This is a genomic window from Lawsonella clevelandensis (assembly GCF_001293125.1).
Classification (GTDB): Bacteria; Actinomycetota; Actinomycetes; order Mycobacteriales; family Mycobacteriaceae; genus Lawsonella; species Lawsonella clevelandensis.
In genome coordinates, this window is the sequence record NZ_CP009312.1 from 1,318,336 (window position 1) to 1,341,451 (window position 23,116).

The 23,116-nt window shown below is 61.7% G+C and carries 18 protein-coding genes and 1 pseudogene; 15 read left to right on the plus strand and 4 right to left on the minus strand.

Features of this window, described 5'->3' with window-relative positions; all coding sequences use genetic code 11:
• Positions 1-52: 52 nt before the first annotated feature.
• The 8 genes from folE (at position 53) to IY73_RS05610 (ending at position 7,158) form a co-directional block, all read left to right on the plus strand.
• Entirely contained in the window at positions 53-640 is a 588-nt protein-coding gene (gene folE, locus IY73_RS05575; protein ID WP_053962224.1) for a GTP cyclohydrolase I FolE, read from the plus strand.
• 101 nt (positions 641-741) lie between these two features.
• Positions 742-1,581: a dihydropteroate synthase gene (gene folP, locus IY73_RS05580; protein ID WP_053979213.1), complete on the plus strand. Its 840-nt coding sequence runs from the start codon at positions 742-744 to the stop codon at positions 1,579-1,581.
• A gap of 3 nt (positions 1,582-1,584) precedes the next feature.
• Complete coding sequence (gene folB / locus IY73_RS05585) at positions 1,585-2,016, plus strand: dihydroneopterin aldolase (protein ID WP_096334771.1); 432 nt, start codon at positions 1,585-1,587, stop codon at positions 2,014-2,016.
• Positions 2,013-2,558: a 2-amino-4-hydroxy-6-hydroxymethyldihydropteridine diphosphokinase gene (gene folK / locus IY73_RS05590; RefSeq protein WP_053979054.1), complete on the plus strand. Its 546-nt coding sequence runs from the start codon at positions 2,013-2,015 to the stop codon at positions 2,556-2,558. The genes folB and folK overlap by 4 nt, the downstream gene beginning before the upstream one ends.
• Positions 2,558-3,097, plus strand: coding sequence for a DUF3180 domain-containing protein (locus IY73_RS05595; RefSeq protein ID WP_053979055.1), 540 nt, complete (start codon positions 2,558-2,560; stop codon positions 3,095-3,097). The genes folK and IY73_RS05595 overlap by 1 nt, the downstream gene beginning before the upstream one ends.
• Positions 3,098-3,301: 204 nt before the next feature.
• On the plus strand, positions 3,302-5,221 hold the full coding sequence (locus IY73_RS05600; RefSeq protein ID WP_148565062.1) for a DUF6779 domain-containing protein: 1,920 nt from the start codon (positions 3,302-3,304) through the stop codon (positions 5,219-5,221).
• On the plus strand, positions 5,222-6,067 hold the full coding sequence (locus tag IY73_RS05605; protein ID WP_053979057.1) for a pantoate--beta-alanine ligase: 846 nt from the start codon (positions 5,222-5,224) through the stop codon (positions 6,065-6,067).
• 5 nt (positions 6,068-6,072) lie between these two features.
• Positions 6,073-7,158: an alpha/beta hydrolase gene (locus IY73_RS05610; protein ID WP_053962229.1), complete on the plus strand. Its 1,086-nt coding sequence runs from the start codon at positions 6,073-6,075 to the stop codon at positions 7,156-7,158.
• A gap of 164 nt (positions 7,159-7,322) precedes the next feature.
• On the opposite strand, the gene IY73_RS05615 is transcribed toward IY73_RS05610, so the two are convergent.
• A complete protein-coding gene (locus tag IY73_RS05615; RefSeq protein WP_053962718.1) occupies positions 7,323-8,771 on the minus strand; it encodes an MFS transporter in 1,449 nt (482 codons plus the stop codon).
• A 199-nt stretch (positions 8,772-8,970) separates the two neighbouring features.
• Between IY73_RS05615 and lysS the strand changes: the two genes are divergently transcribed.
• Positions 8,971-10,617, plus strand: coding sequence for a lysine--tRNA ligase (lysS, locus tag IY73_RS05620; protein ID WP_082346602.1), 1,647 nt, complete (start codon positions 8,971-8,973; stop codon positions 10,615-10,617).
• Positions 10,618-10,671: 54 nt separating this feature from the next.
• Here lysS and IY73_RS05625 read toward each other — a convergent pair whose 3' ends face one another.
• Positions 10,672-12,942: an oxidoreductase gene (locus tag IY73_RS05625; protein ID WP_053979058.1), complete on the minus strand. Its 2,271-nt coding sequence runs from the start codon at positions 12,940-12,942 to the stop codon at positions 10,672-10,674.
• A gap of 245 nt (positions 12,943-13,187) precedes the next feature.
• On the opposite strand from IY73_RS05625, the gene IY73_RS05630 reads away from it, so the two are divergent.
• Positions 13,188-15,878: an ATP-dependent Clp protease ATP-binding subunit gene (locus IY73_RS05630; protein ID WP_082346603.1), complete on the plus strand. Its 2,691-nt coding sequence runs from the start codon at positions 13,188-13,190 to the stop codon at positions 15,876-15,878.
• 158 nt (positions 15,879-16,036) lie between these two features.
• On the opposite strand, the gene IY73_RS05635 is transcribed toward IY73_RS05630, so the two are convergent.
• Positions 16,037-17,977 carry an alpha/beta fold hydrolase gene (locus IY73_RS05635; RefSeq protein ID WP_053979059.1) on the minus strand — a complete coding sequence of 647 codons (1,941 nt, stop codon included), beginning with the start codon at positions 17,975-17,977 and terminating at the stop codon, positions 16,037-16,039.
• 152 nt (positions 17,978-18,129) lie between these two features.
• Between IY73_RS05635 and IY73_RS05640 the strand changes: the two genes are divergently transcribed.
• The gene (locus tag IY73_RS05640; protein WP_063665775.1) at positions 18,130-19,095 is read left to right on the plus strand and encodes an ADP-ribosylglycohydrolase family protein; all 966 of its coding nucleotides are present in this window, start codon (positions 18,130-18,132) and stop codon (positions 19,093-19,095) included.
• 93 nt (positions 19,096-19,188) lie between these two features.
• On the opposite strand, the gene IY73_RS05645 is transcribed toward IY73_RS05640, so the two are convergent.
• Positions 19,189-20,100, minus strand: a complete 912-nt coding sequence (locus tag IY73_RS05645; protein ID WP_237023724.1) for an HhH-GPD family protein — start codon at positions 20,098-20,100, stop codon at positions 19,189-19,191.
• A gap of 73 nt (positions 20,101-20,173) precedes the next feature.
• Here IY73_RS05645 and IY73_RS05650 point away from each other — a divergent pair, with 73 nt between their 5' ends.
• From IY73_RS05650 to ispF, 4 genes and pseudogenes are all read left to right on the plus strand, one after another.
• On the plus strand, positions 20,174-20,932 hold the full coding sequence (locus tag IY73_RS05650) for a hypothetical protein (protein ID WP_053979060.1): 759 nt from the start codon (positions 20,174-20,176) through the stop codon (positions 20,930-20,932).
• Positions 20,933-21,056: 124 nt separating this feature from the next.
• The gene (locus IY73_RS05655; RefSeq protein ID WP_053962233.1) at positions 21,057-21,596 is read left to right on the plus strand and encodes a CarD family transcriptional regulator; all 540 of its coding nucleotides are present in this window, start codon (positions 21,057-21,059) and stop codon (positions 21,594-21,596) included.
• 171 nt (positions 21,597-21,767) lie between these two features.
• Positions 21,768-22,523, plus strand: coding sequence for a 2-C-methyl-D-erythritol 4-phosphate cytidylyltransferase (ispD, locus tag IY73_RS05660; protein ID WP_053962234.1), 756 nt, complete (start codon positions 21,768-21,770; stop codon positions 22,521-22,523).
• Positions 22,524-22,529: 6 nt separating this feature from the next.
• A pseudogene (gene ispF / locus IY73_RS05665) lies at positions 22,530-23,012 on the plus strand (2-C-methyl-D-erythritol 2,4-cyclodiphosphate synthase); the annotation flags it as partial.
• Positions 23,013-23,116 lie beyond the last annotated feature (104 nt).

Here is a 23,116-nt window from a genome sequence, read left to right on the forward strand (position 1 = left end):
CCTCCATCCAGCGCCCACCTCCACACCTAACAGCACGAGAATCGACACCATTATGAGCTACGGAGAATACGACGCCGCGCGGGTAGAACACGCCATCCGCGAGCTGCTCATCGGCATTGGCGAAGACCCTGACCGGGAAGGACTTCGCGACACCCCCAACCGTGTCGCTCGCGCCTACACCGAAATCTTCGGCGGTCTCCACTGCGAACCTTCGGACGTCCTCGCCACCGCCTTCACAGAAGGCTACGACGAACTCGTCCTCGTCCGCGACATTCCTGTCTACAGTATGTGTGAACACCACCTACTGCCCTTCCACGGCGTCGCCCACATCGGCTACCTCCCCAATAAGGAAACTGGCCGTATTACCGGGCTTTCCAAACTGGCTCGCCTGGTCGACCTCTACGCCAAGCGCCCACAAGTACAGGAGCGTCTCACCGGTCAGGTTGCCGACGCCATCATGGAGCGCCTGGACGCCCGCGGTGCCGTCGTCGTTATCGAATGCGAGCACTTGTGCATGGCCATGCGGGGAATCCGCAAACCTGGCTCTATCACCACCACCAGTGCGGTGCGGGGCAGCCTGCGCACCAACGCCACCTCCCGCGCTGAAGCACTCGCCCTCATCCGCGACCCGCGTCGCTAACCGCCCTGAGGAGGAGTTCCCCCATGTCCCGCTCCACTACCCGCCTCGCTCTCCCCATACTGGGGGAGGGCAGTGACTTCGGCAGCGTCCCCTGCCAGGTGATGGGTATCCTCAACATCACCCCGGACTCTTTCTCGGACGGTGGCCGCTGGACTACCCTGGACACGGCCCTTGCCCATGCCCGCGATATGGTTGCCCAAGGTGCCCACATTATCGATATTGGCGGTGAATCCACCCGCCCCGGCGCTACCCGCGTAACTGCCGAAGAAGAGACAGCTCGCGTGGTCCCCGTCGTCACTGCACTTCATGCAGAGGGGGTGACGGTCTCCGTCGACACCATGCGAGCGAGTGTCGCCGCTGCTGCGTTGGACGCGGGGGCTGACCTCATCAACGATGTCTCCGGTGGGGAGGCTGACCCGGATATGCGGCGGGTGATGGCCGACGCGCACCTGCCCTACTGCGTGATGCACTGGCAGACCGACACCTTCGGCAATGCTGCCGGCGCCAGCTACAGTGATTCGGACATTATCGGCAAGGTCGTGGGTGACCTGCAGGTGTTGGTGGAGCGGGCGCTTGCCGCGGGGGTGGAGGAGCGCAATATTGTGCTCGACCCGGGTCTGGGGTTCGCTAAAACCCGCAATCAAGACTGGGAGCTGTTGCGCGGCCTGCCCTACTTTGTGAACAGTGGTTTCCCGGTGCTGGTGGGGGCTAGCCGGAAGCGCTTTCTAGGGGAGTTGCTGGCGCATGCCGATCCTCGCTACACGCCCGTCACCCCACCGGAACCTGTTGAGCGGGATCTGGCCACCGCGGTTGTCTCGGCGATCTGCGGCTATGCCGGAGTGTGGTGTGTACGCGTCCACGACGTCCCCGGTACTGTGCAGGCACTTGCAGTGCAGCGAGCCTGGCAGTTGGGCAACAATCCTTTTGGAGGCGAACAGTAGACGATGGCCGAAATCGGTAGCTCTTTTGCAGAAACTGCGGCGGTGCTCGACTGCATTACTCTCACAGGCCTCTCCGCGCACGGCTACCACGGTGTGGAAGCTTTCGAAAAGGAAGCAGGGCAGCTGTTTTCCGTGGATGTGTCATTTTGGCTCAATACCCGGCAGGCGGGAGCCACCGATGACCTCACCCGCACCATTAACTATGCGGAGGTCGCCGCGGCCGTCCACCAGGAGGTGACGGGCCCCAGCCGCGACCTGGTGGAAACCCTCGCCCAGCAGATCGCCCACCGTCTTCTCCACGACTACCCCCTTATGCAGCAGGTGGAAGTGTGCGTGCACAAGCCTGAAGCGCCCATCTCGGTACCCTTCCAGGACGTCGCCGTTACCATCCGCCGTACCCGTTCCGATGTCGCCCAGGAGTGCCCCCGTCGATGACCACTGCGTTGCTCTCCCTTGGCGCCAACATTGGCGACCCCCTCGCACAACTGCAAGGCGCCGCCCGCAGCTTCGCACCTTGGGCCTATGCCCACGCCAGCATTTACCGCACCGCCCCCTGGGGGGTCACCGATCAGCCAGATTTTCTCAATACTGCCCTGCTGGTGCGCGACCCCACTGCCACCGCCGAGGAGTGGCTCGTCCGCGCCCAGGCTGCCGAACAGGCGGCTGGCCGCACCCGTGACCGCCACTGGGGTCCCCGTACCCTCGATGTTGACATCATCTCCTGCTGGCAGGATGACGCCGCCCGCACCCCCATTGTTTCCACTGACCCGCACTTGCTGCTTCCGCACCCGCACGCCACCGAACGTAGTTTTGTGTTGGTGCCAGCATTGGAAATGCTCTCCGCCCACCACCCGGATCTGCCCCTGACGGGAGAATTCCGGCGGGCTCTCGCCGCATTGTTGGCGCACGACCCGGCGGCGGCGACTAGCATTCAACGCGACGCCACCCTTCATCTCGCCCCCGAAGGAGCGCTGTAATGGAGCATCACCCTCAGCCTGATTCCCCCCAGAAGGCAGCGGGGCAGCAGGACAACAAACTGCACCTCACCGCGATCAGTTCCCTCCTCGTGTGGGCTGCTGTTGCTGCCTTTTGTGCTTGGTTGATGGTCTCCACCTTTTACTCCAATTTGGCGGACTTTACCGTTTGGGTGAGTATCCCCATCATGCTTCTTGCCATCGTGGATGGTGCCATGGCGATCTACATCCGTCGCGCCATTGGGCGAAACCGATTGGGCCAGGACCGCCACCAACTCCATCCGGTGCGTGCTGCCCGGGCGTTTGTGGTGGGACGGTCGTCTGCGTTTGCCGGCGCCATCTTCTTCGGTGTGGGTGTTGGTTCGGGCATCTACGTGTGGCCGCGAGTCCATATTCTGGCGGCGGCACAAGCAGATTCACCGGGTGTCATCGTGTTTACGGTGGTGGGCTTCCTACTGGCGGCGGCGGGGTTGGTGTTGGAGCGGTCTTGCCAGGTCCCACCGGACAAGATCGAAAAAGATACGGCGGGGGCGCACGCGTAAACAGACTGCCGGGGCGCACTCCGAAATGATGCTACAGGTAGGTATACGTTAACGATTCGGTGGGGCGAGCACACGTTTCCCAGGTCCGGTGGCGGTGTGCGGGGGTAGTCCGTGCAGAATGGGGAGAGAAACTTCTCTGGTAATCCACCAGCTATGTGCCGGCCACGCTCCAGTTCCCTGCCAAAAACCGGTATCCTCGACGGTATGAGTGCACCCATATCAGCAGATCCAGAAGAGCGTAACGGCAGTCGTGCGAACCGCCTCCCGCAAGCTCACAACACGTGGCCCACGGTGGCCCTCATCGTGTTGGTCATTTTGGCTGCCTTCGCCACCATCGTCATGCTGGTGACGGACTCTAGTGTGTGGTTGCGGGTTGCCATCGGCGTGGCCCTGTGGGCGGCCGTACTGGGTGCCTTCCTCATCATGTACTACCAGCGTCGCGCCAACCAGTTCACCTCCCGCAATGGTCTTCTCGCCGAGGACTACCAGCGGGCTCTACAGCGCGAACTGGACAAACGCGATGAGCTGGAAAAGAAGCGCCGCGCAGAAAGTGGAGAATCTGCGCAGGAAGAACTCGAACAACTCCGCCAGGAACTCACAGCACTCCGTATCTCCCTGGCACAGCTTTTTGGCCCCGACTTTGAAGACCAGCTGGCCATTGGGGACGGGCAGGAGGGCTACTACTTCGACGGCTACTACGACTACGACTACTCCGACTACGGCTATGGCGCCGACTTCGACTACGGGGACTACAACAACTACGGGTATCGCGACGATGGGGTGACGGAAGCCGAAGTCGTCCACGATGCCCAGGTAGTGTCCGAAACCCGCGAAGCCGCAACCGATCCTGCCGCCAGCGCTGCCATGGTCCGCGAGCAGCAGCGGGAAAGCCAGGCTGCCGCCGCAGCCGCCCGTGCCGCTGCGGAAGAACGCCGCGTTGCACAACTCCGCAAGGAGGAAGAAGCCCGCATTGCCTCCGAAGCCCGCCGCGCCGAGGAAGCCCGTAAAGCAGAACAGACAGAGGTTGCCCGCCGGGAGGCGGAAGAGCGGCATCGAGAAGCCGAGCGGAAAGCTGCCGAGGAGCAAAAGGCCGCACAGGCCCGCCGCACCGAGGAAGCCCGCCGGGCAGCCGAGAAGCGTCGGGCGGAAGAGGCCCGTAAGGCCGAAGAAGCCCGCCAGGCTGCGGAGCTGCGTCGCCGACAGGAAGAAGAGCGCCTCGCCGCTGTTCGTCAGGCCGAAGAGGCGAAGAAGGCGGCAGAACGTGTTGCGGTAGAACAGGCGGCCGCCGCCCGCCATGCCCAAGCCACCGAGGTTGCCCGCCAGGCGGAGGAAGAACGCCGTCAGGCCCTCTACCGGGAGCGTGCTGAGCAGGCCTTCCGGGCTAGTGGTACTGTCGCCTCGCACACCAGCGGTACCTCCTCCCATGCTGCTGCTTCCTCCCACGCGGCCGGGTCCACCCACGCGGCCGCGAACGCTCGGGGCACAAGTGCCAGCAGCACCGAATACACCCCGCGCCGGGCGCGTCGGGCCGCTGAGGAATCCTCCTCGAATGCGGTCTTCCCCAGCTTCGGGCTGGGCGCCACTGGTGGCGCATCTCCTGCTACTGCATCCACAGGTACTGGCTCCCACAGCGGTGACTCTCACACCCCCCGCCGTCTGGCTGGCACCACCTCTTATACGCCTCCCACGACGCGCAGTAGCCATGCTGCGGACCGCAGCGCACCCTCCACCGGCACCACCTCCAGCCGGTCCGCCTCACAAAGCCGTGCCGCTGATGCCGCGACTCCAGCTGCCACCACTCCAGCTGCCGAACCGGCTAAGCCCGCCCGCCGGAAGCGCGATGGTTGGCCGGACTTTTCCACCCAGTTCGAAGCCCCCGAAGCTCCAGATATCGACTGGTCTGCGTTGACGATGGATCCTTTCACGCCTAAGCAAACCAGGGCCGCCAGCAGTACCGCCGCACAGAGTTCTGTCGGGCATACCTCCGCTGCGCAGGGTGCACGTACGCCCGGACATTCCGCCCCCACCGCAGGTAGCGGTCGCCGTACCACCGAAGAGCAGGGGTCGCACACCTCGGGTCTCAGCTTGGCAGACATTATGAAACGCCTGGAGCAGAACAAGTAGATGCGCTCTAACCCCGGATACCACCCAGGCACCGTCACCCGTCACAGCAGCCCCGACACCATTGCCCAGGTGGCCCGGGCGCTCCACGCCACCAGCCATCAGCTCATTCTTATCCCCACCCGTGGAGGACTACACCGCGGGCATATCGGCCTCATCGACACTGCTGCCCGCGTCCCCGGCAGCATCCTTGTCGTCACCTCCTTAAGTTCCGACAACAGCCACCTGGATCAGATCGAGCACGATGTAGAGGTGCTGCAGAGTCTTTCCGGCTGCCCACCCCTCTTCTTTGCCCCCGCCTGGGAAACCCTTTTCCCGCACGGTCTCCGGACTCTCGTCACCCCCCAGGATCCGACGGTGGCGGTGCCCTCCCCACCCGGGCTGGCGGAGTCACTCACGATGCACGCAGCCCTCCTCTCCCTGCTGCGGCCAGCCCGCATGTTTGTGGGGGAACGGGACTTCTACCAGCTGGTCACCCTCCGTCATCTTGTCAAAGACCTCTCTCTCCCCACTGCCGTCACCGGTGTCACTACGCTGCGCGACAGTAACGGTATGGCGATTAGCCGCGAGCACACAGACCCACGGATGGCACCGGCTCTGGCCCTGTCCGCCGCTCTAGTGGCTGGTGCCCATGCGGTGAGAGACGGGGCTGCTGGCGTGCTGGCGGCCGCCGAGGCCGTGTTGGCGTCCGAACCTGGGCTGTCCCATCAGCAGGTGGTGCTCACGAACTATGATCTTGGCCCGGCTCCCGCCGAAGGGGACGCCCGGCTGCTGGTGTCTGCCTGCCTGGCGGACGGCACCTACTGTCATGACAATATTGGCCTTTTACTCGGCACTTCACAGGAGTAACGACAATGACGACACCTTCTCCCCGGCTGCTGAGCGGCACACTAGCCGCATTGCTGCTCGCCTCTGGTGCCCTCATCCCCTCGGCAGTACCGTCTGCTATGGCGGTGGAACAGGATCCGAATGGCCCAGTGAACGAACCCTACCCGAAGGTGCCTGTGGGGGTACCGCTGGTGGGACACCACTACACTGCCCACCGGAGCTACCTGCGTCCTGGCTGCCGGTGGGATGTGTTTGGCCGTGGTCTGCAGCACTGCCAGGTGTATTCGCAGGCTATGAAGCGATCCATCCCCGTGGAGATTCTGCCCGCTAAGACGGCCGGTAACCCGCGCACTATTATGGCGTTAGATGGGCTGAATGACGATAACAACCACAATGGCTTCGTTATCGCCGGCAATATGCAGGCCCGGTTGGTGAACTATGACGTCACCTTGGTGGCCCCGATCTCGGGGGATTACGCGGCAGGAACCTACTACACGGATTATGTGGCACCGTTGGATAGCGGGAAGATCATCCGCTGGGAGACTTTCTTGGTGCGGGAGCTACCCGCCTACTTGGAGCGAAACTTCCAGGTTCCGAACCGGCGTAAGTCGACGGCGTTGGTAGGACTGTCGATGGGGGCGGTGGGAATTTTGAACCTTGCCCAGCGTTTCCCACAGCGCTACACCGCGGTGAATGCCATGAGTGGTTTCTATACCTTGTCGCGGCCTTTGCGGGCGGGGGGGATGGCGATTGGCAGCCAGATGGTGGGCTACCAGCCGCGCAACATTTGGGGGCCCTGGCCCAATGGCCAGTGGAAGGCCCACGATCCGTCCCTCAACATCACTCGGTACACCATGCCGGTGCGTGCGTCGTGCGGCAATGGCACGTCTCTGACGGGAGTAAAGCCGCCCACCTTCGCAGTGGTTGCGGAGGTGGCCTCGCATGTGGATACGGAGGACTTCCAGGAGATGGTGGCGCAGGCGCCGAACCGAAAGAACTTTACCTTCCGTATCGCTAACAAGGGGGCCCACAACTGGGCGTTCTGGGAGAATGACCTGTACCACCATGGTGGTTTTGTGTTCCTGCTGCGCAGTTTGGGGCTCTCCCACTAGTAGGAAGGCCGTCAGGGGCCCGTGGCCTAGAGTTCTTTCTTCGTCCAGTGCTGGTCTGCTCCACACGATAGTAGTGAGGCGGCCCGCTACCATCAGCTGCTGGTAGCGGGCCGCCTCTGTCGTCCGTTATGACGTTATGGACACGGAGTGTGCACTAGTTGCTCTTAGTGGTTGCTCGGCGGGGTACCGAGGTCTTCGATGGCAACCTCGAGCTTGGCCGCACGGGCAGCGTCACGCTTGGCGTGGGAGTTAGCCAGAATGACCTTCTCCTTACGGTGTACCAGCGCCAGCAGAGCAATGGACAGCACCGCGCAGATCACCAGGAACACAAAGGCAGCATGCCACCCAAGGTGCTGGGCAATGGCGCCAACACCGGTGGAGGCCATGGTGGCACCCAACACGTAGCCGAAGAGGCCGGTGAAGCCTGCGGCGGTGCCAGCAATGTGGGTGGGGGAAAGATCCAGTGCCTGCAGGCCGATCAGCATGACGGGGCCGTAGATGAGGCCGCCGGCGAGGGCAAGGGCGGTCCAGGGGACCCACATCGGGGTGTCGGTGGGGGGCAGCCAGTACAGCAGGACAGCGAGGATAACGCCGGCCATGAAGACAATACCGGTAATGGAGCGGTGGCCCTTGAAGACGCGGTCGGAGACCCAACCACAGAGCAGGGTGCCGACGATGCCGGCGATCTCGAAGATGGAGAAGCCGGCAATGCCTTCACCCACGGAGCCACCGCGCACCTGCACGAGGTAGAGCGGGGCCCAGGACACGATGCCGTAGCGGAGGGTGTAAACGAACACGTTCGCCAGCGCCAGGAACACCATGGTGGGATTGCGGAGGATGTGGCGACGAATGGTTTGCCAGGTGGACTCGGAACGGTCGGTGTCGTCGATCTCCACTGGGGCGGGGTCGTTGTGGTACTCCTCGATAGAGGAGAGGCCCATGGACTGCGGATTGTCGCGCACCAGGAAGAAGGTGATAATGGCGAGCACGAAGCAGATGACGGCGGGGAACCAGAAGGCGGATGCCCAGTTGTTGTGACCAAAGTGGTCGAGGGCGAAGGCCACGAGCACACCGGAGAGAGCGCCACCAACGTTGTGGGCCACGTTCCAGATAGCCATCTTTCCACCACGTTCGGAGGTGGAGAACCAGTGAACCATGACGCGGCCGGAAGGCGGCCAGCCCATACCCTGGAAGATGCCGTTCACTGTCATGAGGACGGCAAAGATACTCACCGAGATGGTGGCACCAGCGGAGAAGCTGATGAGAACATTGGTGAGGCCCGACAGGATGAGGCCAAGCGGCATGAAGTAGCGGGCGTTTGCGCGGTCACTGATGGTGGCGGCAAAGAACTTGGAAAGACCGTAGGCCACGAGAAGGCAGTTGGCGATAATGCCGATGTCGGTCTTGGAGAGGCCATTCTCGTACAGAACGTTGGAGACGAGGCTGACGTTGTTGCGGATCAGGTAGAAGGAGGCGTAGCCAATGAAGATACCGATGAACACCTGGAAACGCAGGCGCGGGTAGAGCTTATCGATTTCTTCCTTGGGAAGCAGTGGCTTGGGCTGGGGCGCTCGAAGCCAGCGCGGGAGCCGAGACTTAGGCTCACCCTTCATTTGGGCTGCGGTGGCGTCCACGGCAGCGTTCTTATCACTTTCGGAAGTAGTCACCCACTTATATCTACCGTATGAGCACCATATTGGTACAACCCTGATTACCAGGAATTGCCTTAGCTTTTATACAAGTTATACAGCTGGTAACCACCGCAACATCTCCGGATTCATCTAGCTGTAAAAAGGCACTATCCTAGAGAACGTGACTGATCTCAAGAAAACCTCGCAGGACCCAACCGCCGCTGCCGCCGCAGTTTCCTCCGTTCCCGCTGACGACAAGTCCCCCGAACAGATCCGCATCCGTAAGGACAAGCGGCTCCGTTTGTTGGATGAGGCCACCCAGGGCCATGAGGATCGCCACCCCTACCCGGTAGTGGTGCCGCGTACCCATACTTTGCGCGAGATCATCGACAATGCTGACTATGACGCCCTCGGTAATGGTGACGAGTCCACTGATATCGTCACGATCGCCGGCCGGGTGCTCTTCGTCCGCAACACCGGCAAGCTTTGCTTTGCTCGCCTGCAGGAAGGTGTCACGAATGACACTGCCGCCACCACCGCGCTGGGTGAGGCCGCCCAGTTGCAGGTGATGCTGTCCTTGGCTGAGGTTGGGGAGGATGCGCTGGCCGCCTGGAAGGCCGATGTGGACTTGGGGGACTTCGTCTATGTGACGGGTCGCGTGTGCCGCTCGAAGCGCGGTGAACTTTCCGTCATGGCGACGCACTGGGCGATGGCCTCGAAGGCGCTGCGCCCGCTGCCGGTTGCGCACAAAGAGATGAGTGAGGACACCCGGATTCGTCACCGTTACACCGACCTCATCATGCGGGAAGAGGCCCGGAAGAACGCCATCGTGCGGATTAAGGTGGTGCGCGCACTGCGCCACGCGCTGGAGCGTCGCGGCTTCCTGGAGGTGGAGACCCCGATGTTACAGACGCTGCATGGTGGTGCCGCCGCCCGTCCGTTTGTCACCCACTCCAATGCTCTGGACATTGACCTTTACCTGCGTATTGCGCCGGAACTGTATCTGAAGCGCTGCATTGTGGGCGGACTGGATCGGGTGTTTGAGATCAACCGTAACTTCCGCAATGAGGGCGTGGACTCGTCCCACAGCCCCGAGTTCGCCATGCTGGAGACCTATCAGGCCTATGGCACCTACGATGACGCCGCCGTGATGATGCGGGAAATGATCCAGGAGATCGCTCTGGAGGTGTTTGGCTCCACCACGGTCACCCTGGCGGATGGCAGCAAATACGACTTTGGTGGCGACAGTTGGAAGACCATCGAGATGTACCCGTCTCTGAACGAGGCGCTGCACCGCAAGTTCCCGGAGACGATCGGGTTGGAGGTGACGGTGGATACGTCTGTGGAGGAGCTGCAGGACATTGCCAACGTTATCGGCCTAGAGGTACCCAAGGATGCAGGCTGGCTGCATGGCAAGCTGGTGGAAGAGATGTGGGAGAACCTGTGTGAGGACCAGCTGGAGGGCCCCATTTTTGTGCGGGACTTTCCGGTAGAAACTTCTCCGCTCACCCGCGACCACCGCTCTAAGCGGGGTGTAACGGAGAAGTGGGATCTCTACGTGCGCGGCTTTGAGCTGGCCACCGCCTACTCCGAGCTGGTGGATCCGGTTATTCAACGGCAGCGTTTCGAGGATCAGGCGCGGCTGGCCGCTGCCGGTGACGACGAGGCCATGGTGCTCGATGAGGACTTCCTGGAGGCTATGGAGCAGGGTATGCCCCCGGCCTGCGGTACCGGTATGGGGATTGACCGCTTGCTGATGGCACTCACCGGCCTGGGTATCCGTGAAACGGTGCTCTACCCGATGGTGAAACCCCAGCAGCCCAAGTAGGCGCCGAGCAGCCCCAACTAGGCCCCGCGGCCCAAGTCGGCGACGGGCAGCAGTTTAGAGTGCGCGCCCTAGGCGTTCGGCCGCCTGCACCGCTTCCATGACGCGGCCGGGTTTCACCGCGTCCGCGATGACGTTCACTTCGGGAATGTGGTGGGCGCTCTGTAGGTCCGTGAAGAGCTGGTGGTCTGCCGCCAAGCCGGAGGCGAACACGATGAGGTCGCCCGGCAGTTCCTGAATCTCGTTCTGCTCCTTGATCTTTGGTGCGAGCGGATTCTCGATGTTGGGTGGCAGAATGGGGTGCCAGGTCTCATAGGGGTTGGGGACGGAGGGGTGCAGATTGCGTTCCACACGCAGCCCACGAGGCGTGATCTCCACTGCCTTGGTGCAGTTGAGCAACGGGACGCCCGCTCGGCCCAGATAGTGGATGAGCATGCCGCGGTTGGATGTAACGGTGTGCTCCATAAAACGAGGCGCCATCTCGATCACCGTCACCTCTTTCTGATGCTCCATGCGCAGCCAGTAGGCCACTTCGCAGCCCACATCACCGCCACCCACCACTATGACGCGCCGCACGCCCTCCAGTTCTTCAGGGTGGACGAGGAGATCGGTGGCCAGCATGGTGCGGTTGGTGTTCTGTCCGGGAATGGGCAGGGTGACGGGGCTACTGCCGACGGCGACTACGACGGAGTCTGGTTGCTGGGTGAGTACCCACTCGCTAGTGGCTGTGGTGTTCATGAGCACGGTGAGGTTGTTATCGCGTTCTGCCTCGGCGACCTTGCGTCGCAGCCAGTCCAGGTAGAGCTGGATGTCGAACTTAATCGCGGGCTGGCTGCCGGGCACAATCTGGCCACCCAGCTGGTTAGTCTTTTCTATCAGGGTGACGTGGTGGCCGCGTTTCGCCGCAGTGATGGCGGTGAGGCAGCCGGCCGGGCCACCGCCAATCACGTACACGTTCTTGGGTTGTTCGGCGGGGAGGGGGTCCTTCGGCATGTCGTATTCGAAGGCGGTGCGTGCGTTGACGGCACAGAGCGGGTGGCCACCCGCCACAAATTCGTGTACGCAGCCTTCCTGGCAGCCGATACAGGGTCGGATGTCGTCGACGTCGCCCCGGTAGGCTTTGTTGGCCCATTCTTCGTCGGCCAGCAAGGGACGGCCGAGCATCACCATGTCGGCGGAACCGTCCCGCAGTACTTGTTCGGCGGTGTCGGGGTAGTTCAGTTTTCCGACTTCCACAATGGGGACGGGCAGTCCAGCGTTGGAGAGTACGCCGTCGCGAGCGAATGCTTCTTTGACGTAGCGGGAGACGGCGGCGAAGCAGGCTGGTGGCATGGCGTTGGGCATGTGGGCGAGCCACCAGTTGTCGTAGCAGCCCAGGTCCACGTCAAACATGTCGACGCCGGCCTTCACCAGGTTCTTCATATAGTCGAGGGTCTGTTCTATGGTGCGGCCGTTGACGTACTTTTTCATGTCCGTCTCGAACATGGTCTGCCCGTATGTTTCGTTGAGGGCATGGGAGAGGTCGATGCGGTACATGATGGGGTACTTGGGGCCAACCCGGCGCCGAATTTCCTTGATGAGATCCAGCCCGAAGCGTTGTGGATCGCGGTAGCGGCCGAGTTTGCGGCGGTTCCAGGCACCACTGGTGAGCTGGTCCAGTAGGTAGCCTTCATGGCCGTGGAGGTAGACGCCGTCCAATCCGCACTCTTGGGCGTTGGCGGCGGCCTGCCCACCCAGTTTCACCATCTTTCTGATTTCGCGGTTCGTGAGGCGGCGACAGGGGACGGTGCCCATGTAGAAGTTGGGGTTCCAGGAGGCGGAGACGGGCAGTTTGTGGTCGTTGAGGAGGCATTGGGGGTTGCCGACGCGTCCCAGTCCTGCCGTCAGCTGAATGAACACTGTGGAGCCGTATGCGTGGACTCCTTGGGCGAGGTCGCGCCAGCCGGCAAAGTTGGTGCGGGAGTTATCGATGCGGGGAAAGTAGGTGAGGTTTCCGGGTTCGATAAGAGAGGGGTCGACGCCGAAGGTGAAGGGGATGAGGCCAGTGGTGATGAGCCCCACTCCGCCTTTCGCGCGCTCGACGAGGTAGTCCACCATCTGTTCGTTGGGGCGGCCGGATTCATCGCACATGGTGATGTTGCCCATGGGGGCCATGACGATGCGGTTTTTGATGAAGACGGAGTTCACCTGGATGGGGGTGAAGAGGTGGGTATAGGGCCACAGGTTGCGTGTCATCTCTCCCGAGTAGGGCCATCGTCCGGGTAGGAACCAGTCGGCGTAACTATCGACGAGTTCTTGAATGAGGGGATCTGTGTGCAGTGCGGGCATGACGCGCTCCTTGTGTCGGTACCTGCTTTTTACGCTAGTAGCGTAGGTGTCTCAATTCCTGGAATTGGCGGGGTGGTAAGTCGCAAAACTAGGTATGATCAGGAATTTCTAAGGTGGTTTGTGACGCATTTCTCAGCCCCGTAGGCTGTGAGGTGAGCATTTAAAAGCACCCTGATGCGAATGCAACAATTTAGCCCGCTCGCGCGTTCTATAGAATAAGAACGTAGAGACAAGTAGGGAGACCAATGTTCGAACGGTTTACGGATCGCGCTCGCCGCGTGGTTGTGCTGGCCCAAGAAGAGGCTCGCATGCTCAACCACAATTACATCGGAACCGAGCACATCCTGTTAGGACTTATCCACGAGGGTGAAGGCGTTGCCGCCAAGGCCCTTGAGGCCATGGACATCTCCCTCGAATCTGTGCGCGAGCAGGTCGAGGAGATTATCGGGCAGGGCACGCAAGCCCCCTCCGGCCACATTCCTTTCACCCCCCGTGCCAAGAAGGTCCTGGAGTACTCTCTCCGCGAGGCACTGCAGCTAGGCCACAATTACATCGGAACCGAGCACATCCTGCTCGGCCTGATCCGCGAGGGTGAGGGTGTCGCCGCCCAGGTGCTCACCAACCTCGGTGCGGATCTGCCGCGTGTGCGTCAGCAGGTCATTCAGCTGCTCAACGGCTACCAGGGGAGCTCTTCCTCTCTGGAGGCTACCCAGGAGCCAGCGGCCGCTGCTTCAGTACCCTCCTCCTCCCCGTCCCGCGGCCGCGGGGGCACCCCCTCTACCTCTCTGGTGCTTGACCAGTTCGGCCGTAACCTCACGGCAGCTGCCCGCGAAGGCAAGCTCGACCCCGTCATCGGGCGTGAGAAGGAAATCGAACGCATCATGCAGGTGTTGTGTCGCCGCACCAAGAACAACCCCTGCCTCATTGGCGAGCCGGGTGTCGGCAAGACGGCCGTGGTGGAAGGCCTCGCGTTGGCAATTGCCCACGACGATGTGCCAGACATCCTCGCCAACAAGCAGCTCTACAGCCTTGACCTCTCCAGCATGGTGGCGGGCTCCCGCTACCGCGGTGATTTCGAAGAGCGTATGAAGAAGGTGCTCAAGGAAATCACCCAGCGCGGTGACATTATTATCTTCATTGACGAGATCCACACCCTGGTAGGTGCGGGTGCCGCCGAGGGCTCCATTGACGCTGCCAACATTCTGAAGCCGCGTCTCTCCCGTGGTGAAATTCAGTGCATTGGCGCCACCACCATGGACGAGTATCACAAGCACATTGAGAAGGATGCCGCACTGGAGCGCCGCTTCCAGCCCATTCAGGTGCCGGAGCCGACCCAGGAAATGGCTATCGACATTCTCAAGGGCCTGCGCGACCGCTACGAACAGCATCACAAGGTCACTATCACCGATGCTGCTATTACCAGCGCCGTAGACCTGTCTGCCCGTTACATCACCGACCGCTACTTGCCGGATAAGGCCATCGACCTGATCGATGAGGCCGGTGCCCGCCTGCGCATTAAGCGTATGACCGCGCCGCCGGACCTGCGTGAGTTCGACGACAAGATCGCCGAGGTGCGCGGCCGCAAGGAATCCGCCATCGACAACCAGGACTTCGAGAAGGCCGCCGCTCTGCGCGACGACGAGAAGAAGCTCATTGCTGAGCGGAAAGTGCGCGAGCAGCAGTGGCGGGACGGCGAATCCGCCTCCGATGCGATCGTGGACGACGAGAACATTGCCGAGGTGTTGGCCAACTGGACCGGTATCCCCGTCGCCAAGCTCACTGAGTCTGAATCCAACCGTCTGCTGCATATGGAAGATGAGCTGCACAAACGCATCATCGGCCAGAATGAGGCAGTGCAGGCCGTGTCCCGCGCGATCCGCCGCACCCGCGCCGGCCTGAAAGACCCGAAGCGTCCCGCCGGTACCTTTATCTTCGCCGGCCCCTCCGGTGTGGGTAAGACTGAGCTGTCGAAGGCATTGGCCGAGTTCCTGTTTGGTGACGATGATGCCCTCATCACGGTAGATATGGGCGAATACCACGACGCCTACCAGGTCTCCCGCCTCTTCGGTTCCTCCCCCGGATACGTGGGCTACGAAGAGGGTGGCCAGCTCACCGAGAAGGTGCGTCGCAAGCCGTTCTCCGTGGTGCTCTTCGACGAGATCGAAAAGGCCCACCAGCGTGTCTACGACTCCCTCATGCAGGTTCTCGACGAAGGTCGCATGACGGACGGACAGGGTCGCGAGGTGGACTTCCGCAACACCGTCATCATCTTCACCTCCAACATTGGCACCCAGGATATTTCCAAGCCGGTCGGCATGGGCTTCCAGGATTCCGCCAATGCGGACGAGAACAACTATCAGCGAATGCAGAACAAGGTGCGCGAGGGTATGAAGAAGCACTTCCGCCCCGAGTTCCTCAACCGTATTGATGATGTCATCGTCTTCCGTCAGCTCACCGAGGACGAAATCTTGGAGATGGTCGACCTCATGCTGGGCGGTGTGCAGAAGCAGCTGCGCAACCAGGACCTCACCTTGGAGGTCACTGAACTGGCCAAGTGTCTGCTGGCCAAGCGCGGCTTCGACCCGGTGCTGGGTGCCCGTCCGCTGCGTCGCACCATTCAGCGCTACGTGGAGGACGAGCTGTCCGAGATGATTATCTTCGGCGAGTTCGCGCCGGGCGACACCATCCAGGTGGGAGTCGACGGCTGGGACGGCGAAGACTCCCACGACAACGCCCTCTTCACTTTCACCGTTGTGAAGCCTGAGGCACCCCGCGATGTCGTGGATGCTGATGATGGGTCCGCTACTGGTGCCGATGCCCCCGAACTGGTGGCGGAGCCGGAGCAGATTGTGCCCCTTGCTTCCCATAGCGAGGAGCTGACGTCCGCGGATGGCGCTGCTGTCGCCGAGTCGGATGATGAGGAGTTCCTCAGCTAGCTGAGGAACATGTCAGAACGTGAAAAGGTGCTTGCTTCCCAAGGGAAGCAAGCACCTCTCGTCTGTTGGCCTGTCTGCGTCTGTTGGCCTGTCTGTGCGGTCTGTGTGTGGCCAGTATGCAGCTTATATGTGGCCTGTATGGCTAGTGTGCGGCTGCCTTAACCGAGCGGGATGAACCCACCAAAGTAGAACGGCACCACCCCGCGTGGCATCGTCCACGTGATACGCGGGTCGAGGGCGTGCACCACCTCGTAGAGGGCGTACGGGTCATAGGGCAGCGCATAGTGGTCGGCGAAGTCCAGCGGGTATGTGCTCTGCAACGTGATGTTCGTAACGTTGGAGGCTTTCGGTAGGTAGCTGGACCACTGGGGCACAACCGCGTCCTCATAAATGGTGGCGATGGAGGTGTAGTGCACCGCCGGGTGTGTGGGTGTACCGCTGCTCCATAGCTCTTTCACAAAGTCCGACGTGGGCAGCATCTGGTCGAGGGAGGGCCCCAGCTCCATGCCAAAGAACTTGGCGGTGATGGAGTTGAACGTGCCCTTGTTGGCGGGGGCTAGAGCCACAACGTTACGCACGTACTTCCATCCATCTAGTTTGGTGAGGTACCAGTGCGGCATGAGGCCGCCCAGCGAGTGGCCCACCAGGTCGACTTGGCGGGCGCCGGTGAGAGCACGGACTTTAGCCACTTCAGCAGCGAGTTCTTTGGCGGAGTCGCGCAGGTCGCCGATTCCGCCTGCGGTGGATTGTGCGCTCATTCGGCCGTAGTTGAAGGTGAAGACGTTGAATCCGGCATTGCGGAGGAGGGGTGCCAGGGCGATCCAGCTAGAGCTGGCGTTCTCGTAGGTGCCGTGGACGAGGATGATGGGTCGCGGATGGCGGGCAGCGAGGGCGGGGTCAAAATAGTTAGCGCCGGCAGGGGTAGCGTTTTTGTCTTTCAGCCCGGCCTGCTGTGCTTTGAGCTTGTTCATCACTACCGGTTGAGGGCCGTAAAAAGCCTTGGGCAGAGCCTTCTTGGTGGCTGTTGCGGCAGTGGTTGTCCCCTCTTGGGGGAGCGGAACGTACCCACCAATGTAGGGGAAAGAGACGCCGCAGGGGACAGTGCCGTGGTAGCGGTGGTCGAGGGCGCGGAGGACGGTGTTGAGGGTGGTGGGATCAAAGATATTAGCGTAGTGGTCTGTCAAGTCCGTGGAGCAGAGATCCTGTACCACAATGTTTTTCACATTCCTGGCAGGAGGCAAGAACTGGGAGGTATAGGGGGTGACGACATCGTCATAACGGGTGGTGATGACGGTGTAGCCCACACTGGGATGGGTGAGCGGACGCGTGTGCAGCTTGCGGAGGAACGCAGAGCCTTTCATCTGGTCCTTCTGTGAAGGTGAGATGAGGTCGCCGCCCAATGCCGTCACCCGATCCGTGGCAGCCTGGTCGTTGAGGAGGCCGAAGGCATCGGTACCGCGCAGGGAGGGGGAGATAGCCACCACACGGTTGACCTTCTTGTACCCGTCGAGGAAATTCATGTAGTAGAAGGGCATCATGCCGCCCTGCGAGTGGCCCACAATATCGACCTTCTCGGCACGGGTTTTGGCCAGCACTAGCTCCACCCAGGCTTTCAGCTGCAGAGCGGAATTCTCGACCTTGTCCATGGCGCCGTCTCCATTGCCACCCAGGATAATGCCATAGCTGGGGGCGAAGACGCAGTAGCCAGCGTTTTTGAGAAGCGGAGCGAGGGCGTTCCAGGCGTACACGGGGCGATCGCTGGTGCCGTGGACAAGGATGACGGGGTTGGGGTGTTCTTTGCTGGGCTGGCAGTTCCAGTCGTCAGCTCCAGGGGGAGCTGCGTTGGGGTGGTGGGCGTGCAGGGTTTTTGCGTGCGGAGCCGACACGTCAATTTTCCGTGGTCCCCGGAAGGGAGCGGGCATGCCGGCAACGTCATTGACGTACCAAGGGGTGGTGGGGAGCACCTTGTAGACGGGGCTGGGGCCGGCCTGCGCGGTGCCCGCGAGGAGCCCGGTGGTGAGGGCGAGGGCGGCGGTGGCGGCGGCAGTGCTGCGGACTGCCCGGCGCGTGGTGGTGCCGTGGTGGTTAACGATAGTCACGGGTGTTGTCCTCACAGTGAGGCGGAGGGGATGGCTTCATCCTACCCAAGGAAGGGGAGCCACAGTCGGGTAGACTGGGGCCAGTTTTATCGTCACCAGATCTGCTACCCTTGTCTTCCCTGCGGCGCAGGTTGTCTATCTGGGAGGTTCACATGTTGGACGAGACCATTCGCGACCGGGCTTTGGGCGCCGTACTGGGAGCTGCGGTGGGTGACGCACTGGGGGCCTCCTATGAATTCCTGTCCGCCACCGAGATCGCCGATCAAGGCGAGATTGAGATGCGTGCCGGGGCCACACGCCTGGAGCGGGAGAAAGGCGAGTGGACGGATGATACCGCCATGAGCACCGTCATCCTGCAGACGGCTGCTACTCACCATGAGCTGCGCTCTGCTACAGCGCTGGATAGTGTTGCTGCAGGGTTTCAGGACTGGGCAGAGAGCAACCCGCCCGCGATCGGCGCACAGACAAAGCGGGTGTTGGGGGCGAGCGGCGCTTGTACCGCCGAGGCACTATTGCGGGATTCCAAACATTTGCCGGGCACTCGTAAAGGGGGCAATGGGTCGTTGATGCGGACTGCCCCGGTAGCACTGCCGTACCTGGGGGAGGGGAAAGGCGGCGAGGCTGTCGAGGCGGCGGGGGCGATTTCTGATCTGACCCACTACGACCTGCGCGCCCGGCAGGCCTGCCGGCTGTGGACGAACGCTATCCGCCACGCCATCCTGGTGGGAACGGTGCAGGGTGTGCCAGCTTACCTGCAGAATTATGCCGATACCGAGGAGCAGCGTTTCTGGGTGAAGCAGTTCCAGGTGGCGGAACAGCCCGATGTCTCCGCCCATGTGGAGACAAATGGCTGGGTTGTGGATGCGCTGGTGTGTGCGTGGCATGCTATTGCCACGACGCCGGGTCGGGGTAGCGAACACTTCCAGGCGGCACTGCGGAAGGCGGTGTCCTTGGGCCAGGACACCGATACGGTGGCGAGCATTGCCGGCGCGTTGTTGGGAGCCTGTTGGGGGGCTTCGGCTATCCCGGAAGAGTGGACGGTGTGCTTGCACGGCTATCCGGGGTGGACGGTCTCCGACCTGGAGCGTCTGGTTGATGCGACTCTCGCCGCACAATAGGTCCTACGCTGCTGCCCACTGCTCCCAGGCATGTTGTTCACGATGGTAAATCGGTGCGCTACCGGCCGGCAGGTGGGCGAGTTTTTGCCGCGGCTAGCTTAGTTCTCCGGCTAACCCATAGAGGCCCGCCGCGGAGCACTCCATCAGCCCATCTGCCAGCAGGGATTGCAGTGCCCGTTCGCGTTGTATCGCATCCGGCCACACCATATCCAGTACCGCTTTTTTCACTCCACCGGGCTGCTCCCGCACCACATCCAGCAGTAGACCCCGCACCTGCCGGTCGGTGCCCGTAAACTTCTGTGGGGTTGGGCGGCGGCCATGCGTGTCGTCATCCCACACGGGTTTCCCGGCGGCCAGCCACGCACAGGCATCGGACAGTACACACTCCTCACAGCGGGGTGTCCGGGCGGTACACACCAGCGCCCCGAACTCCATCAGCGCGGCTGAGAATCTGGCCCCCGTGGCTGAGTCCTCCGGCAGCAGAGCTGCCACTTCCGCCAGGTCCGCTTTCTCGCGGGGCTTCCCTTGGTCTGGTTTGCCGTGCTCCACGCGGGCGACGACGCGCCGCACATTAGTGTCAACGACGGGCACATTATCGCCGTAAGCGAAACAGGCCACTGCCCGCGCGGTATACGAGCCGACCCCGGGGAGGGAGAGTAGCGTCTCCACGTTTCGCGGCACCGTGTCCTGGTACTGTGCTGCCACTACTTGGGCGCATTCCCGGAGGCGGAGGGCGCGGCGTGGGTAGCCGAGCTTGCCCCATGCCCGCACAACCTCCGCAGTGGGCTCTTTACCCAGGTCACTGGGGTGGGGCCAGCGTTCCATCCAGTCCCGCCAGAGGGGCTCCACACGGGTCATGGGGGTCTGTTGGCTCATGACTTCCGAGACCAGTACACCCCAGGCGTTGGTACGAGGGTCCCGCCAGGGAAAGGGGCGGCGTGCTTCCGCAAACCAACTGAGGATACGCTGGTGGGCTGCGGGAGTGGAGAGATAGCTGGTCGTCACGTGGCCAGTCTAAGACACAGGACGGCAATGAGCAGCCAGCGCCCCCAATTTTGGTTATCGTGAAGGTGTGAGCATGGAACACCGCGATTACCGCGATCAACAAGGTCAGCTGCCGCCCGAGATTTACCGGCGTCGCCGTATGGTGGCGATTGCTGTCATTGTTGTCGTGCTCATCCTCATCGTGTGGGGTGTTGTGAAGGCCGTCAACAAGGGTGGAGACAAAAACTCTTCTGCCACTGGTCCTTCGACAGTGACGGTGTCCTCTACCGCGATGGTGACTGAGAAACCCTCCAACGCCCCCGAGTGTGCCTCCGGGGCCCTCAAGATTGAGGCTCAGGTGGGTCGTCCTAATGTAGCGCAGGGTAATAACCTGCCACTCATTATGAAGATCACCAATACGTCAAAGAAGGCGTGTAAGGCTGAATTGGGTGCTGCCCACCAGCGCTACGAGATCTACACTATGAAGGCGAACCGCCCGGTGTGGAAGTCGGAGATCTGCTACACCTCTGCCGAGAATCGCAAAGAGGTGCTGGAACCGGGGGAGACCCGCCGCTTTACCGTGAACTGGGAGGGCACCCGCCAGAACGCCGACGGGAATTGCTCTGCGCAGGCTGCCCCGGTTGGTCCAGGCGCCTATAAGCTCTACACTTTGCTGAACGCACAGATGGGTGAGCCGGCTACTTTCAATGTGGTGCCCGCGGGCGAGGATGATACTGCGGTGACGGAGAACGGCGACGACACCACCGCCCCGTCTACGTCTGCAACGACGAAGAAGAGTACACAGAAGCGCACCCCGCAGAAGACCTCGAGCGGCTCGCAACCGGCTCAGTAGCGGGCAGTCTTTTCAGCGGTAGCAGCGGCACTCCTTTTCGCTCCCCGCTAAGAGCCTACCAGTGCATTAAAAACGCAGGTCAGGAACGTGGTAGAATGGGGCGGTTGAAAGGGGAATACACCACATGGAATTTAACGTCGGCGACGTCGTCGTCTACCCCCACCACGGGGCAGCCCAAATCGTCGAAATCGAAACTCGTACTCTTAAGGGCGAGCCCACCGAGTATTTGGTGCTTCACATCCAGCAATCCGATCTCGTCGTTCGCGTCCCCCGCAAGAACGTGGAAGAAGTTGGCGTTCGGGACGTCGTCGACGCGGAAGGCCTAGAGCGGGTCTTTGACGTGTTGCGTACCCCCCATGTGGAAGAGCCCACCAACTGGTCACGACGCTACAAGGCCAACCAGGAAAAGTTGGCCTCTGGTGACGTCAATAAGGTGGCCGAAGTGGTCCGGGACCTCTGGCGCCGCGAGCAGGATCGTGGGCTGTCCGCAGGTGAAAAACGCATGCTGTCGAAGGCCCGCCAAGTGCTGGTCGGTGAACTTGCACTAGCGGAAGGCTCACAAGAGACCGAGCGCGACGAACAGATCAACACCATTCTGGCTGAGGGAGAGCGTGCTCGCCAGGCCGCTGCTGAAGCTGAAAAGGAAGCAGCGGATAAAAAGTAAAACAGGAGGAGGGCGACGGGTCCGAAATGTGTCCCGATACTGGGCTCATCTCTACTCCCCTTATTACTGGAGTACATAACTCGAATCACACCGATCAACGTCTATAACTCGATACCCTATTTCACTACCAACTGTTCCTAGGGAGCCCCTCAGTTAGAGGAGAGGAAGCTTATGGTTGAATCTGCTTCAAGCCGGAAAGATGGGAAGGTTGTCGCCATTGTTGCCGCCGCTGGCGCAGGTCATCGGCTTGGTGCTGACCGTCCCAAAGCCTTCGTCCGGGTAGGCGACTACACCTTGCTGCAGCACACATTGCGGCGCATAGACGCCAGTACCGCCGTTGATGAAATCATCATCATGGCCTCTTTCGAGATGTGCGCCACTGCCCAAGAACAAGCCCGCGAGCTGTCCCTGTCCACCCCCATGCGAGTATTCCCCGGGGGCGTACTCCGCTCCGACTCCATCTATGAGGGTCTCAAATACCTCATGCGTGACGATGCCGATGAGACCGTCGGTATCGTCCTCATTCACGATGCCGCCCGCTGCTTCGCCCCCACCGAACTGTTCACAGAGGTGACGGAAAAGGTTCGAGCTCTCATGGCGGAGGATATCGCCGCCGGTGTCATTCCCGTCCTCCCCATGGTCGATACCGTGAAAATGGTAGACAGTGCAGACAATGTCTTGGGCACCCCGGACCGCACGCGCCTCCGCCGAGTGCAAACGCCGCAAGGCTTCGACGCTAAACTTCTCTGGACAGTCCACCAGGCTGCCAAGGACGAAGAGCTCACCACCACCGATGACGCCACCCTGCTGGAGAAGTACCAGCTGGGCGTCGCCACCGTGCCGGGGAGTGAAGAGGCCTTCAAAATCACTACCCCCACCGATTTACGCCTCGCCCAGCTTCTGGCAGATGAGGAATGCGAAGGATAACTCTCTATGGAGAACGCGAACTGGCGCAACTTCTTTCCCCGCGTCGGGGTAGGCACCGATGCTCACCAGGTGCAACCCGGGCGGGCCTGCTGGATGGCCGGCCTGCACTTCCCTGACGATGACGGATGCGCCGGGCACTCAGACGCCGACGTGGTCGTCCATGCGCTCATCGATGCACTCCTCTCCGCCGCCGGCATCGGGGACCTCGGTACCATCTTCGGTGTCGGGCGCCCCGAATACGACGACGTCACCGGGGAGCGGCTGCTCACTGAAACCCGCGAACTCCTTGCCGATAACGGCTGGGTGGTTCTCAACGCCACCGTACAGATGGTGGGAAATCGCCCCAAGATGGGCCCACGCCGGCTGGAAGCAGAACAGGTCCTCACTGAGATCCTGGGTGCCCCGGTTTCCGTCTTGGCTACCTCCACCGACAAGCTCGGCTTTGCCGGCCGTGGAGAAGGCGTGGGGGCCGTTGCCACCGCACTCGTTATGTCTAGCGAGTATGCTCAGGCGGTTTCTCAAGTTATCGCCGACACTCTGGGAGTGGAGTTGGGTGACGGCGTGGATGCCCCCCTCGACGAATAGACTCGCCC

Coding starts and splice junctions, on each gene's coding strand:
- folE (WP_053962224.1), top strand. CDS start 53: ATGAGCTACGGAGAATACGACGCCGCGCGGGTAGAACACGCCATCCGC.
- folP (WP_053979213.1), top strand. CDS start 742: ATGGGTATCCTCAACATCACCCCGGACTCTTTCTCGGACGGTGGCCGC.
- folB (WP_096334771.1), top strand. CDS start 1,585: ATGGCCGAAATCGGTAGCTCTTTTGCAGAAACTGCGGCGGTGCTCGAC.
- folK (WP_053979054.1), top strand. CDS start 2,013: ATGACCACTGCGTTGCTCTCCCTTGGCGCCAACATTGGCGACCCCCTC.
- IY73_RS05595 (WP_053979055.1), top strand. CDS start 2,558: ATGGAGCATCACCCTCAGCCTGATTCCCCCCAGAAGGCAGCGGGGCAG.
- IY73_RS05600 (WP_148565062.1), top strand. CDS start 3,302: ATGAGTGCACCCATATCAGCAGATCCAGAAGAGCGTAACGGCAGTCGT.
- IY73_RS05605 (WP_053979057.1), top strand. CDS start 5,222: ATGCGCTCTAACCCCGGATACCACCCAGGCACCGTCACCCGTCACAGC.
- IY73_RS05610 (WP_053962229.1), top strand. CDS start 6,073: ATGACGACACCTTCTCCCCGGCTGCTGAGCGGCACACTAGCCGCATTG.
- IY73_RS05615 (WP_053962718.1), bottom strand. CDS start 8,771: ATGAAGGGTGAGCCTAAGTCTCGGCTCCCGCGCTGGCTTCGAGCGCCC.
- IY73_RS05625 (WP_053979058.1), bottom strand. CDS start 12,942: ATGCCCGCACTGCACACAGATCCCCTCATTCAAGAACTCGTCGATAGT.
- IY73_RS05630 (WP_082346603.1), top strand. CDS start 13,188: ATGTTCGAACGGTTTACGGATCGCGCTCGCCGCGTGGTTGTGCTGGCC.
- IY73_RS05640 (WP_063665775.1), top strand. CDS start 18,130: ATGTTGGACGAGACCATTCGCGACCGGGCTTTGGGCGCCGTACTGGGA.
- IY73_RS05650 (WP_053979060.1), top strand. CDS start 20,174: ATGGAACACCGCGATTACCGCGATCAACAAGGTCAGCTGCCGCCCGAG.
- IY73_RS05655 (WP_053962233.1), top strand. CDS start 21,057: ATGGAATTTAACGTCGGCGACGTCGTCGTCTACCCCCACCACGGGGCA.
- ispD (WP_053962234.1), top strand. CDS start 21,768: ATGGTTGAATCTGCTTCAAGCCGGAAAGATGGGAAGGTTGTCGCCATT.